The following is a 14,697-nucleotide window of genomic DNA, read 5'->3' on the forward strand; positions in this document are numbered from 1 at the left end:
ATAGAAAAAATCACCTCTATTTCGATGAATAATTTTTATGAATGAATAATTAAACCTTTCGGCTTATTCTCTGTTTTTTCTAACTTTAATTCAAATTCGAAACCGGATGCAAAACAATAAATACATATTCAGAGAAGGTTGGATTTCGATTATTGCCAACACAATACTTTTTGGTCTGAAATATTGGGCAGGAATGGTAACGGGTTCGGTGGCATTAATTGCTGATGCATGGCATACACTCACCGATTCTGTTTCATCTGTGATTGTTTTGATAGGCGGAAAAATATCGAGCAAACCTGCCGACGACGATCATCCGTTTGGACATGGACGTGCGGAACACATTGCTGCTGTTATTATAGGTGTTTTACTTGCCATTGTTGCTTTTGATTTTGTATTAAGATCAGTTGATAAGTTTGGTACTCGCGAGCAAACCGTTTTTGGAACGATTGCCTGGGTGGCTACCATTATATCGATTGTTGTAAAAGAATTGCTGGCCCAATATGCCTTTTTCGGATTTCGACAAACAAACTCATCCATATTAAAAGCTGATGGCTGGCACCACCGCACCGATGCACTTTCCTCCGTTCTTATTCTAATCGGCTTATTATTTGGGAAATATTTCTGGTGGATGGATGCTGCTTTGGGGCTTATTGTTGCCGGTATGATTGCTTACGCCAGTTTTGAGATCTTGTCGAAAGAAATCAGGTCGCTGTTGGGTGAAAGCCCTTCTGACGAATTATTGAATGAGATTCATAAAGCTGTGAGTAGGAACTGTAAATATCCGGTAAACCTGCACCATATTCATTTACATTTTTACGGCAATCACACCGAAATGAGCTGCCATATAAAACTTCCCCCTGAAATGTCGCTCTTCGAAACACACGAAATTTGCACCAAAATTGAAAAAACCATTAAAAAGGAATTTGGCTTTTTCACCACCATCCACCCCGAGCCATTAAGTCAATAAGAAACGATGATTCCGGAAAATTTCCATGTAAAAGCTTTTATGCCGACTTTAAATATTTTAATGCGGTAAAAACATAAATAGTTGATGTATATAATAAATTTTTTCCATATTTTTATCATCTATTTAAATTTTTTAAAAACTAACTAAATGAGAAAGATATCAGTATTGTCAATTTTAGTAATCCTCGTGTCTATGTTTCAGTCCTGCTCAGAGAAAGTTGAAACCGACCTTACAAAAACGGCTTTTATTCCAAAGCCAACGACAGTAACAGCTACCGGCGACGGTTATAAGCTTACAAACGCAAGTTTGATTTATGTACAAGAAGGAGCTGAGGGTTTGCTCGGTACTGCTGAAATATTGGCAGAAAGAATCGAACAGCTTACCGGAAGTTCTGTAGAAACAAAAACAACCAGCAGTCCCCCTTCTAAAGGAGTTTATATTTCTCTTGCTGACAAAGAGCAATTAAACGATCAAGGTTATGAGTTAAAAATTAGCAAAAACCTGGTTTCGATAAAGGGAGCCGACGCTGCCGGATGTTTCTTTGCTGCTCAAACACTTTTGCAAACATTGCCCGTTGAAGCCGATAATACTCAAACATTATATATACCAACGGGAACAATAACTGATTCTCCGGAATATACCTATCGTGGTGCCATGCTCGATGTTGCACGCCATTTTTTCAATGTTGAAGAAGTAAAACAATACATCGATTTTTTGGCCATGTATAAAATGAATGTACTTCACCTGCATTTAACAGATGACCAGGGCTGGAGAATTGAAATAAAGTCGTGGCCAAAACTTACCGAAATTGGTGGCCAAACCGAAGTAGGTGGCGGCAAAGGTGGTTTTTACACACAGGAACAATACAAGGAATTGGTTGAGTACGCAGCCGATCGGCAGATTATGATTGTACCCGAAATTGATATGCCGGGGCACACCAACGCAGCACTGGCATCTTACGCCGAATTAAATTGCGATGGAAAAGCACGCGAACTGTACACCGGAACTGAAGTTGGATTCAGCACGTTTTGTACCGATAAAGAAGTTACCTACCAGTTTATTGATGATGTAATTCGTGAATTGGCAGCACTAACCCCTGGCCCGTATATTCATATTGGCGGCGACGAATCGCATGTTACAGCTCACGACGATTACGTGTATTTTGTTAATAAAGTTCAGGACATTGTTGCCAAACACGGCAAAAAAATTATTGGATGGGACGAAATTGCCAATGCCAAATTGATTGACGATGTTACGGTACAATTCTGGGCCGATGTAGAGAACACAACTATGGGCGTAGAAAAAGGTGCACAAGTATTAATGTCGCCTGCAGCACGTGCTTACCTCGACATGCAGTACGACTCAACAACTCACCTGGGCTTGCACTGGGCCGGTTATATTGAAGTGGATCATGGTTACAACTGGGATCCGGCAACATTGGTAGAAGGTATTAGCAAAGACAATATTTTGGGAATTGAAGCTCCGCTTTGGTCGGAAACTGTTACCAATATCGACGAAGTAGAATTTATGGTTTTCCCTCGTTTGCCGGGATATGCCGAAATTGGCTGGACTGCACCAAGCGAAAGAAACTGGGACGAATACAAAACACGACTGGCAAAACATGGAAAGCGTTTTGAGGCTTTGGGCATCGATTATTACAAATCAGCACTTGTTCCGTGGGAAGAATAACCGAAATTGAATAATTAAAATATTGAAAACGGGTTGCAAAATTGCAGCTCGTTTTTTTTTACTGAAATTCTACTTTTGAAATTCGACCTTCGCTTCCCGCAGCAAAACCGGCCAATTTCCCGGGAATCGTTCTAAATGTATAATAACCTTCATCGGAAATAAAGTTCCAGTTAATTCCCCCATCTGTTGAAATATCGCAACCGGTTTTTCCTATTGCAAACGCAAATGCATTCTCGCCCGATTTTACCTGCTGCACACACGACCGGTATTCTTTTGGCATAGTTGCAGCCGGCAACCAGGTTACTCCCCCATCAACTGTGTACGATGCAATATTTGTATTCAATTCCGGCTGATCGTAAATGCCACCAACAATAATTCCTTCATTATTATTTTTAAATGTCACAGAAAAAATACCTGATGATGCAAGTCCGCGAACCATTGGCGTTTTTGTTACTTGCCACGAACGTCCAAAATCAGCAGAATAAAACACTCGTGCAGCTTTTCCACCACTGGCGATCCATGCTTTTCCCGTTGGCAAAAATTCAATACAGGTATTTTATGCTGCAAAATTTGCTTCTCCGTCTATTACCGAAGGAAGATTTTCCACAACAGTCCACGTGTTTCCGGCATCTTCAGTGCGTAACACAAAAAACTTCCCGTTAACCGGGTCGCTAACTGCCAATCCATTTTTTTCATCGGCAAACTTAAGCGAGTTAAAAAACAATCCGCTTGTGGTGTCACTATAAACCACGTTCCATGTATTTCCGCCATCAATAGTTTTATACGCAAATTCAGGCCCGGCAACACCAAAAACGATCGCCTTTTTGTCGTCCCAGGCATGAATACTTCGAAAATCATTTCCTTCAGTTCCCTGTATCGAAACATCTTTCCAACTATTTCCGCTATCATTCGATACGAACACAGTTCCTCCCGAACCACTGGCCCAAACAGTGTTTTCATCAACTACATGCAAGCCACGAAAACTGGCTTCAGTATTAGTGTTAAGTTCTGAAAAAACAACAGCGACTTGTTTTTTAGGAGTTAGCGTGCAAGAAAATAAAAGCAAAATAAAAGCGGGAATCAGAAGAAATTTCATGTATGTATATTTTTTTATAAAACTAAAATAAAAATAATTGTAAGTTTATGGTATCAGAAACGTTTTCTGTATAACTTAAATCATTAACTAAAACCAACAAAATGAAACGACTTCTCTTGCCGTTTTTCTTAGTTCTTCTAATAAATATTTCTCACGCACAGAAATACCAAGCAAACTGGGAATCAATTGATAGCCGACCAATCCCCGCCTGGTTTGAAGATGTTAAATTTGGAATCTTCATTCACTGGGGAGTGTACTCTGTTCCGGCATGGGCACCGGCAAATGCCGATATTGGTGTTTACGCCAAATACGCCGAGTGGTATGGATACAGAATAAACGACGACAGCAAAGCAGGTAAATTATTCCGCGATTACCACAATGAAATGTATGGAGAAGATTTCCGGTATCAGGACTTTGCTCCCCGATTTAAAGCGCAACACTGGGATCCGGAGCAATGGGCTGATTTGTTTAAACGCGCCGGAGCAAAATATGTGGTGCTTACCTCAAAACATCACGAGGGATTTACACTGTGGCCCAGCCCACAAAGCTGGAACTGGAACAGTGTTGATATTGGCCCGCACCGCGATATTTGTGGCGATTTAAGCACTGCGGTTAAAGACGCGGGCTTACACATGGGATTTTACTATTCGCTTTATGAATGGTACAATCCGCTTTACCATAACAATCTGCAAAAATATGTCGACGACCACATGGTACCGCAAATGAAAGATCTGGTTACCAGTTACGAACCCGATATTTTATGGACCGATGGCGAGTGGGATCATCCAAGTGAAGACTGGAAAAGCACCGAGTTTTTGGCCTGGCTTTACAACGAATCGCCGGTAAAAAATCAGATTTGTGTAAACGACCGTTGGGGAGAAGAAACGCGCAGTAAACACGGTGGATTTTATACTACGGAGTACGATTTAGTACACGACGGCAAAAAAGAAACAATTGATAAAGCGTGGGAAGAATGCCGGGGAATTGGTACTTCTTTCGGCTATAATCAAATGGAAACAGTTGAGAACTACATGAGTTCTGAAGCACTGATTCATCTGTTAATTGAAAAAGTTGCAGGCGGAGGTAATCTCCTACTTGATGTTGGCCCAACTGCCGATGGTCGCATACCTGTAATTCAGCAACAACGTTTACTTGATATTGGCACATGGCTTGAGACAAACGGTGAAGCGATTTACGAAACCAGAAAATGGGAAGACGCAGATAAAAACGATATTGCCAATGTGTATTTCACGAAAAAAGGAAAAGACTTATACGTTCATTGTACTCAATATCCCACTTCTGATTTAAAAATAAAAGGTGTAAAAAGAAAAGCAGAGGTTAGTTTGTTGGGGTACGAAGATGATGTAAAATATAAAAAATCACGAAAAACAATTACAATCACAGCTCCGAATCTAACTCCGGGCAACCTGACAAACACTTATGCCTGGGTATTTAAAATTGAGAATGCACTCTAATTTATAATAACCGAAAAACAATTTTAACTTACAAGTATGACCAAAACAACTGAATTTTTAAGAAGCCACAAGATGACGGCTAAAGACGTGAATATGAAAGAAGTGGTTAATGCCTTTTTGGATGAAATGGCAAAAGGGCTGGCCGCCAAGGAAAGCTCACTTCTTATGCTTCCAACTTATATTGAAGCCGACGGAGAAGTAAAAGCCAACGAGCCTGTTGTTGCCATCGACGCCGGAGGAACCAATTTCAGAGCTGCTAAAGTTTATTTTGATGACAACCTGAAACTGGTAACCGAAAACATAAAAAAGGCCAAAATGCCAGGCGTGGAAAAAGAACTGACCAAAACTGAGTTCTTCGATACATTTGCCTCGTATCTGGCCGATTACAAAAACACATCAGATAAACTGGGGTTTTGTTTTTCGTATGCTGCCGAAATATTTCCAAATAAAGATGGAAAATTGATTGAGTGGAGCAAAGAAGTAAAAGCGCCTGATGTTGTTGGCGAGATGATTGGCGAGGGACTTTTAAAAGCCATGCAAACACCCGACAAACAGCTGGTTTTGATGAATGATACAGTTTCAACTTTACTGGCAGGCAAAGCCGCAAGAGCGGTTAAAGCTTACGACTCGTATATCGGATTCATCCTCGGTACCGGCACCAACACCAGCTACATTGAAGCCAATAAAAACATCACCAAAACCGATGGGCTAAATATGGAAGGAAGCCAAATTATAAATATCGAATCGGGTGCCTTTAGCCTGGCTCCACGCACTGATATTGATATTGCTTTTGACAATACTACCGATAATCCGGGACGTTATGCGTTTGAAAAAATGTTCTCGGGTGGTTACTTTGGCGGTTTGTGTACAACGGCTTTAAAAACGGCAGCTGCCGAAGGTGTTTTTTCAAATCCTGAAGTTTTTGACAATCTAAAGGAATTAACTTCGGAAGAGGTGAATAATTATGTGCACGGCATTGCCAGTGCCCGGAAAGTATTGCCCGGAGTTTTTACCAACGATTCGGATAAAATGCTTGCTGCCGGGATTATTGACGGACTTATAGAGCGCGCAGCCAAATTGGTTGCTGCAAATTTGGCTGCCGTTATTTTGCAAACAGGGAAAGGCAAAACCCACGAGAAGCCGATTTTAATGACCATTGAAGGAACAACATTCTATAAGCTTCATAATTTCCGGCGTATGTTTGAGGAATACCTGCAGGATTTTCTTTCGGGAGACAACCAACGTTTTTATGAAATAGTAGAAGTGGAGAACTCAAGCTTACTTGGCGCTGCCATTGCCGCTATTGTAAACTAACGTATTTGATGGAGTTTTCTCAAAAGAAACTTGATTCGTCATTCTGTACTTGTTTCAGCATCTTCAAAACATATGGTAATTGCAGTGACCCAAGTTAAGGTTGACGTACATTTAGAGCACTTAAACTTTTGAGAAAACTTCATCTTTTTTAATTCTACACTAAGGGAATGACGCGGGCTCGCATCAGATCAAACAAAAATACCTGCTGAAAACGCGAATGAAATACTTCGTTTATAATTTTATTCAACAGATTAATATTTTTATCGGCCCGCAAACAGTCTGTGGTTATTAAAAGCCAGTACTGATTGAGTTGCTGTTTTTGATAAAGCCGCAATTTCTCATCCTTTTTTTCGATGGCCAGACGAATATCGTCAACCACATTATTCGAAATTCCGAGGTTATTCGAGCGCTCCCAAACCGATGTTTTTAATTCCGGATGATGAGCGATCATCACCTCTTCCAAACCAAGGGGCAATTCATTATTCAGTAGTGTTTTACAAAAAAAACTTTCCTCCTTCATTCCTTCAATAGCAGCTCTAATTATAGCCACTGTTTTTGAACGCACAGCCAGCTCTCGTTCCGGCCCAATTATTTGCTTATCAGAAAACAGAAATTTTACAAAAAGCTTTTTTTCTGATCCCGCAGCAAAGAGCTCCTGCATACTTTTCACCAACTCTTCTCTGAATATAATTGAAGTGAGTTCTTGAATCGTTTTGGTTAAAGCACTGGCCGGGTTGAGCCGTGTAAGTTCAATTCCCAATTTGTGTTTGTTTTTCATTTTAATCACAAAATCAGGCGATTCGGAAGCAACAACTTTCCCTTTCGGAAAATCAGGATACTGATCTCTGAAATAGTTTACAAGTAATATTTCGAGTTGCTTTTTTATTTCCTGCATCCGGATGTTGCGTGGCTAGTTATTGTTTTGGTGTAGACTTTTGCATCAATTCGAACAAGTCGTTTACAATTGCATCTCGATTAAAGTTTTGCCAATAAACTATTTTGTGCTTATTCTCCGGTTTATCAATCCAGCTATTTCCAACAAGCTTTGGGGCAGGTATTTCAACTTTTTCTCCCCAGGCTTCGTTTTTCAAAACGGCAAGCACAACCATGTCAAACAACGAGCGCGTTGGTGGATTCCCATACATTTCAGCTTCGTTGAAAAGATTGGCCGAATAACCGCCAAACCGATTAAACTCACCTCCATGCCGTCCGGTAATTGTATGATGTGAAACCGGTCCTTTCCCTTTCATATTCGATTCAATTTCCTCGCGAGTCACAGCCACTGCGGCGGTTCCACTGGGCTTACCATAACGCACCGTAACCATTTCAAATTCAACTCCCGATTCAATTACCGGATTTACAGCAGTGGTATCGTTATCAAGGTTATATTCTCCGTGATTGGGATAATTTCCGCCCAGCCAAATAACCCGAACCTTATCAACAATACGAGGCTCTTTTAAAATTGCCAGTGCAATATTGGTCAATTTGCCAACCGGTACCAGCACCAGTTTTTCATCCTTAACTTTCATTGCTTCCTGTATAATAAAATCCACGGCAGGTTTTCCGTCAAAGTTTTTATCAGAAATAGTTGGAGCAATTTCGGCATAATTTTTATCGGCTCCCATAAGCAATGGCACTTCGTTTTCAAGATCGAAAAGGTGAATAATACGTTCTGCCTCATCATACTGGCCTTGTAATCCGTATCCGTTTCGGGTATTATTAACCGTGACACCTACAACATCAAAAACATCCATATTCAGAAAAGCATAAGCCAAAGCATGCTGGTCATCTAACTCATTATTGGCATCCGTATCGATTAGGATTTTCATTTTTTCTAACTCACCATTTTGCTTAGCAGAACAGCTACACAATAGAAATGAAAAAACAAAGAAACTGAGAAAAAGCCTGGTAATCATATAAATAGTTTTGGTTCTTATTATTTCCAATAAACATACATAAAAGTTACGAAAATAACGCGTTACGAAAAAAAGCAAATACGAGGCCTGGCAGTTGTCGATTTTTTCAGAAAAACTCAACCAAAACCAATATTATGTGTTACACATTCAAAATAATAAATTATGTACACAGGATTATTACACGCACACAATGGATTTCGCTGGTTGGTTTTAATCGCACTTGTATTTGCAGTTATTCTGGCAGTAATTGGCTGGACTGGCAGACGAAAATGGGGCAGAGCCGATAACCTTACCGGGTTGGTACTGGTAATGTTGATGGATATTCAGTTTTTGCTGGGTATTATACTTTATGCCTTTGTTAGCCCGATTACCAAAGCTGCATTTAACGATTTTGGTGCAGCAATGAAAAACAGCAACCTCAGGTTTTACGCTGTCGAACATATCTTGTTGATGATTATTGCGCTCGTATTGGTGCACATTGGCAGGGCAAAATCGAAAAAAGATGCGGCTCCGTTAAAAAAATACCGGGCAGCGGCAATTTTTTATGGACTTGCTTTGGTACTCGTCCTGGCAGCCATTCCATGGGACAGGGCTTTGTTTTAAACAACATATCCGGAAATCAGGCAATAAAAAAGGCTGCAAGAAAAAACTTGCAACCTTTTAAGCTTGGTTCAGCTTGTGCTTTCGCACCTGTTTCTTAATGCTACTACTTCTTCGCCCCTACGGCATATATATCATCAATTAAGTGCTGGTATTTTACTGCCACTGCATTTCGTCGAAGTTTAAGGGTTGGCGACAGTTCTCCCGATGTTGGAGTCCATTCTTCGCACACCAGACGAATGCGGCTGATTTGCTCGTGCGATCCCAGAGTTTTATTCACCTTCATCACTTCTTTTTGCATTTTTTGAATGACTTCAGGAAGTTGTATCAGTTCTTCGTTATTTTCGTAATGTAATTTATGATCTCCCGCCCAGTCGTGAAGAATTGGAAAACAAGGAGAGATAATGGCACTGGCAAATTTCTCGTTTGCACCAATTACCATCACCTGCTCAATCAAATCAGATGTTTTCAACTTGTTCTCAATCATCTGCGGAGCAATATACTTTCCTCCCGACAGCTTGAAGATTTCTTTTTTCCGATCGGTAATCTTCAGGTATTTATCGTCTACTAAAACACCAATATCTCCGGTATGAAACCACCCGTTTTCATCGATCACCTCATCAGTTAGCTCCGGGGCTTTGTAATAGCCTTTCATTACACCGGGTCCTTTACACAAAATTTCACCATCCGAAGCAAATTTCACGTCATAACCTTCCAGAATCGGGCCCACTGTTCCAACCATCATTTCCATAGTAGTGGGGTTATTTACGGCAATAACCGGCGAAGTTTCAGTTAAACCATATCCTTCGAGCGTGGTCAATTTTGCCATTCCAAAAACCCGGGCAATGCGCGGTTGAAGTGCGGCTCCACCGGAAACAATATAGGTGATATTTCCGCCAAGTGCTTCCCGCCATTTGGAATAGATTAGTTTATCGGCCACCGAAATTTTCAGTTGCATCAACGGGCCAAATTTCTTATTGTATTCAAAATGACGCGTAAGATTCAGCGCCCAGAAATACAATTTCTTTTTTATTCCGGATAGTTCTTTTCCTTTGGCCACAAATCCATCGTAAACCTTTTCGAGCAATCGTGGCACCGAATTAAACATGTGCGGCTTCACTTCTTTAATGGATGAAACAATCTGGCTTAAGTTACCCACGTAATACACGCCCATGCCCTTGTACTGGAAATGGTAATTCACACTTCGCTCGTAAACGTGGCAAAGTGGGAGAAAACTCAATGCTTTGTGCTCTATTCCCAGGTCGTGAAGTTTGACATGCTCGGTAAAGTTTGACACAAGGTTGTTGTGTGTTAGCATAACTCCTTTCGGCACACCAGTTGTTCCCGAGGTATAAATAATAGTTGCCAGATCTTCCGGCTTAATATCTTTTTTTACGGCCTCCAACTCATCGGCAAATTCGTCTTTTTTCTCCTCTCCCAGATCCAGAATCTGCTCATAATTTTTTGCACCCTCTACTTCTTCAAAAGTGTAAACAGCATCTACGCCATCAATCATATTGGCCAGCGGGCACATACTTTCGAAAAGCTTTTTATCGCCTGCCAGAATGATTTTTACCTCAGCGTGTTTCAGAATATATTTGTATTCATCGTCGCCCAGCGTTGGATAAATAGGAACATGAATAATTCCCGCCATTGCCAAACCCATATCGGCAAAATTCCACTCCGGCCGGTTGGTGGTAACCGTGGCCACTTTGTCGCCAGGCTTTAAACCCAGGGCCATGAGCCCCATTGCCAGCTGATGCGATTTTTTATAATACTCTTTGGTTGAATAGGTGTACCATTTTCCATCTTTTTTTCCGGCAATGGCATCTTCACGGGGGAATTCTTTCAATGCGCGTTCGAGTACATCAAAAGTACGTGTAACTGTCTGTCCCATATCTCAATTTTAAAAACTTCGAAATATAAGGCTTTTGTTGTTGGTTGATTTATAAAGCGATTATGCTATTTTTCAGCTTATCCTATTTATATACATTCCAAATAATTTTAAAACTCTGTATAACAAAAAGTTAAAAGTCAAGCAATCGACTTTCAGAGCCAATTGTTCCAAAATTTCATTTAGCAAGCCACTACTCCACTGCCTCATCTTCGGCTTGCTCTTTCTCATATTTATTATCTTTTACATAAGCCCAGATTACTAATCCGGCCAATACCAATATCGAGGCAGGAACTGCCGGATCTACACCATCGGCAACACCTTTTCCATACGAGTGTAATCCTGAGAGGTAGTAGTTCACGCCAAAATAGGTCATCAGTACCGAGGCAAAACCAATTATCGAGGCAAAATTATAATTGAAAACTCCCTTTAACGAAGGAATCAATCGCATGTGTACAATAAACGAGTAAATAACCACGGTAATAAGTGCCCAGGTTTCTTTCGGATCCCAGCCCCAATAGCGGCCCCAGCTTTCGTTGGCCCAAACTCCGCCAAGAAAAGTTCCGATGGTAAGAAAATACAAACCAACAGTTGCCGACATTTCGTTGATTGTTGTTAACTGCCCGATAAAGCCATTTACTTTTATCCCATTTGTGTTCCGTCGCAGAACAATTAATATCATTACCAAAACTCCCAGGATCATGCTCAGTCCCAGAAATCCGTAACTAGCCGTAATAATGGCCACGTGAATAGCTAACCAATAGGATTTAAGAACGGGCACCAGGGGTGTTACCTCCGGATTCATCCAACTTAAGTGAGCTACGAACAATGCAATTCCGGATAAAAAAGCTGCTGTTCCTATTACCATCGGGTATTTTCGGCCAAAAATTATACCTGCCAACATTGTTGCCCATGCAACATATACTACCGATTCGTAACCGTTACTCCACGGCGCATGTCCTGAAATATACCAGCGCACAGCTAATCCAACGGTGTGCACCAGAAACAGTAACAGTATGAAACCGAAAAATGATTTCCGAAGAAATGATGGCAGCTGCTTTTGCCTGAAAATATTTATAAAAAGGACTGTCAAAAGCAAGAATCCAAATAACAGGTAAAACGGAAAGATACGTTTAAATGGATTTACTTTATTAAAAAGAATTTCAACGTTTTTCTTCTTTTCGCCGGGCAAGAGATCGGCTCCGTATTTCACCTGAAAATTATCAACTGCCTGCAGAACCTGCACTGCATCGGCACTTTTGTTTTCGGTAATCGACTGCAACAGCAACTGAAATCCGCTTTGTATAAAAATGGAATCGCCATCGGTATATTCCGAAGCTGTACTTCCGGGAGCATACCAGGTATCTTCCACACGTTCGCGCGGGAAAAGATGGAAAATAGAGCCCTGAAATACCATAAAACAGATATTTACCCGCTCATCAACATTAATGTATTCTTTATCCATTCGGTTTCGCATTCCGGGAGCCTTGGCATAAGCCGCCTGCACTGCGTCCGCAATTTTATAATTGCCGTTTGCGTCAAAAAGCGATTCAACGGTAATGAATTTATTTTGTGCTCCGAGTGCTGCCTCCAGCGACTTGTCGGCCACTTTAACAATGGGCATCGATTGCCAGATTTCGGGATACGCCATCATACTCAGCACCACCCCATCGGCCGACAAACCATACAAGCCTGATTTACGGCTTATTTTACGAACGATTTCGCCGGAAAGTGTTGATACCGGCTCTATACGACCATCAACACCTTGTACCCACAGTTCACTGAATTCTGTTACAACTTCCTTGTCAATTGACGGGATTCCGGCTCCAACACCACTTTGTGCCGATGCTGAAAAAGCCACACTTCCCAACAAGGCCAGGATTCCGATTACTTTTACCGAACTGGCTTTTAGCTTTTTGGCCAGGTACTGGAAATATGAATTTGGATTTACCAACGACATAATAACACCAACAATAAGCAAGAAATAACCGAGGTACGATATCCAGGTTCCCCAAAAATCGTAATTCACCGAGAGGATTGTTCCCTGTTCATCGCGGTCGTACGATGATTGAAAGAACTTATAGCCCCGGTGATTCAAGGTGTTATTCATAAAAATGCGAATATCTTCGTTAATGCCCTTTTCCTGATCAACAAGTACCACTTCCGAAGCAAACGACGACGGAGAATTTGATCCCGGATAATGTTCCAACTGAAAATCTTTTAAATAAATACTGAACGGAACCTCCATTGGCAATGCACCATAAGCCAGTTTTAGGGAGCTGTTACCCAACGGTACACGTACCGTATCCGGACGCTGCCCGGAATGGCCAAACACCGGTACATTTTGCTGTCGCACACCATCAGAAATCTGCACGATTACAGCATCTTCTCCTGTTTCTACCTGGCTTTTTACTGCCGTAAATGTTGCACTTGGCAGAAACTTTCGAATCAAAAAGCGGTAATTATCAAATCCGTATAAAAACATTGGTTTTACCGGAATAGTATCGCCCGGAGATAAGTCAATCGTTTCCTGGCTGGCCATGGTTGTTTCTTCCAGTTGCGCAAAAGAAGTCATAAACAACGCACCATCCTGCATAAAAAAGTTAATCACTTTTTCTTCATCAACCTCAAACCCGGCGGTAAAACCTGGATAATCCAATACATCTCCTTTTTTCAAAGAAAACGATTGCATGCCTTGTGTATTAGGCGCTGAAAAAACAAAGTCGATAACCGGCTCTCCCGAATCAGAAGCAATAGCCTTTTTCTCTGCATTCTCGATAAAACCAACAGCCTTTACTTTTACGGTTTTCCCGTTTACATCGATTTTTGTGGAAAACTGCTTTGGTGTAACCTCCGAGAACCGCACATGCGACACTTCTTCCTGATCTTCAAAACCGGCATAAAAATAATCTTTAGTCGATAAAATAGAATCGGCACTCTCGCCTTCGCGTATGTGCATCACTCCCTCAAAACTTATAAAGCGCGTAATGGCACCTCCCAATATCATCACTAAAAATGAAACGTGAAACAGCCCCAACGTAAACCGGCGATTGGTAAATAACCGATACCGAATCAAATTATTGATAAGGTTGAGCGCAAACAGCCCCCAAAGTATCTCGAACCAATGCGTGTTATACACCAACGCACGTGCGGTTGGGGTACCATAGCTGCTTTCGATAAAGGTGGCTACAGCCATTGAAAAAGCCAGCCCAAGAAAAATAAATGCCGCGAACGGCATGGATGTTATAAAGGAATAGAATTTCTTCATCTCTGTTTTATCAATTTAATTTCAAGTCTTTTGTATAACCATTTTCTCTTAAAATAGTTGCTGAAAATAATCCTTATTTAGAACAAATCAAAAAAAGAGACAAAACAAAAACCCCTTTGGTATTTTTTTAAACGGGATATAGGAATAGAACAAAGCAGCAAGTTTATTGACTTGTTTTCTGCCAAAATTTACAGCCATCGCTAACAAAAAGTAAATATTTGCATACAAATTCATCGTCCGCACTGTCATTTTTCTCGCCCGCTGACCTGCGGACAAGATATTTGTAAATGCGGACGTATTTTCTTCGGTTGCGGACGACCCAATAGCACCTGCGGACACCCTTCCAAGGGCTGCGGACGATCAAACAGCACCTGCGGACGTATTTTTATCGGCTGCGAAAAGCCAAACAATACCTGCGGACGTGCTTTTTTGAGTAGCGGAATTAAAGGGGGCACCTTTAAAACAAAAAGACCTTCAA

11 protein-coding genes are annotated in these 14,697 nt (G+C 41.1%); 5 read left to right on the forward strand and 6 right to left on the reverse strand.

Annotated elements, in window-relative coordinates; translation table 11 throughout:
- Window positions 1-106: 106 nt before the first annotated feature.
- Both G0Q07_RS18475 and G0Q07_RS18480 read left to right on the forward strand, forming a co-directional pair.
- Complete coding sequence (locus tag G0Q07_RS18475; RefSeq protein ID WP_163348546.1) at window positions 107-967, forward strand: cation diffusion facilitator family transporter; 861 nt, start codon at window positions 107-109, stop codon at window positions 965-967.
- Window positions 968-1,114: 147 nt separating this feature from the next.
- The gene (locus G0Q07_RS18480) at window positions 1,115-2,656 is read left to right on the forward strand and encodes a beta-N-acetylhexosaminidase (RefSeq protein ID WP_163348547.1); all 1,542 of its coding nucleotides are present in this window, start codon (window positions 1,115-1,117) and stop codon (window positions 2,654-2,656) included.
- 58 nt (window positions 2,657-2,714) lie between these two features.
- Here the strand turns inward: G0Q07_RS18480 and G0Q07_RS18485 are convergent, their stop codons facing one another.
- Together G0Q07_RS18485 and G0Q07_RS18490 are read right to left on the reverse strand one after the other, a co-directional pair.
- Complete coding sequence (locus G0Q07_RS18485) at window positions 2,715-3,194, reverse strand: WD40/YVTN/BNR-like repeat-containing protein (RefSeq protein WP_163348548.1); 480 nt, start codon at window positions 3,192-3,194, stop codon at window positions 2,715-2,717.
- A gap of 18 nt (window positions 3,195-3,212) precedes the next feature.
- Entirely contained in the window at window positions 3,213-3,752 is a 540-nt protein-coding gene (locus G0Q07_RS18490; RefSeq protein WP_163348549.1) for a WD40/YVTN/BNR-like repeat-containing protein, read from the reverse strand.
- A 101-nt stretch (window positions 3,753-3,853) separates the two neighbouring features.
- On the opposite strand from G0Q07_RS18490, the gene G0Q07_RS18495 reads away from it, so the two are divergent.
- Window positions 3,854-5,227: an alpha-L-fucosidase gene (locus tag G0Q07_RS18495; protein ID WP_163348550.1), complete on the forward strand. Its 1,374-nt coding sequence runs from the start codon at window positions 3,854-3,856 to the stop codon at window positions 5,225-5,227.
- Window positions 5,228-5,263: 36 nt separating this feature from the next.
- Window positions 5,264-6,541, forward strand: coding sequence for a hexokinase family protein (locus G0Q07_RS18500; RefSeq protein ID WP_163348551.1), 1,278 nt, complete (start codon window positions 5,264-5,266; stop codon window positions 6,539-6,541).
- A gap of 154 nt (window positions 6,542-6,695) precedes the next feature.
- Here the strand turns inward: G0Q07_RS18500 and G0Q07_RS18505 are convergent, their stop codons facing one another.
- Together G0Q07_RS18505 and G0Q07_RS18510 are read right to left on the reverse strand one after the other, a co-directional pair.
- Window positions 6,696-7,436: a hypothetical protein gene (locus tag G0Q07_RS18505; RefSeq protein ID WP_163348552.1), complete on the reverse strand. Its 741-nt coding sequence runs from the start codon at window positions 7,434-7,436 to the stop codon at window positions 6,696-6,698.
- A 19-nt stretch (window positions 7,437-7,455) separates the two neighbouring features.
- Window positions 7,456-8,370, reverse strand: a complete 915-nt coding sequence (locus G0Q07_RS18510; protein ID WP_203532606.1) for a nucleoside hydrolase — start codon at window positions 8,368-8,370, stop codon at window positions 7,456-7,458.
- Window positions 8,371-8,619: 249 nt separating this feature from the next.
- Between G0Q07_RS18510 and G0Q07_RS18515 the strand changes: the two genes are divergently transcribed.
- Window positions 8,620-9,060, forward strand: a complete 441-nt coding sequence (locus G0Q07_RS18515) for a cytochrome B (RefSeq protein WP_163348554.1) — start codon at window positions 8,620-8,622, stop codon at window positions 9,058-9,060.
- Between the two features lie 103 nt (window positions 9,061-9,163).
- Here the strand turns inward: G0Q07_RS18515 and G0Q07_RS18520 are convergent, their stop codons facing one another.
- Window positions 9,164-10,954 carry an AMP-dependent synthetase/ligase gene (locus G0Q07_RS18520; RefSeq protein WP_163348555.1) on the reverse strand — a complete coding sequence of 597 codons (1,791 nt, stop codon included), beginning with the start codon at window positions 10,952-10,954 and terminating at the stop codon, window positions 9,164-9,166.
- Window positions 10,955-11,144: 190 nt separating this feature from the next.
- Window positions 11,145-14,219, reverse strand: a complete 3,075-nt coding sequence (gene ccsA / locus G0Q07_RS18525; protein WP_163348556.1) for a cytochrome c biogenesis protein — start codon at window positions 14,217-14,219, stop codon at window positions 11,145-11,147.
- Between the last annotated feature and the right edge of the window lie 478 nt (window positions 14,220-14,697).

The organism is Draconibacterium halophilum (assembly GCF_010448835.1).
Classification (GTDB): Bacteria; Bacteroidota; Bacteroidia; order Bacteroidales; family Prolixibacteraceae; genus Draconibacterium; species Draconibacterium halophilum.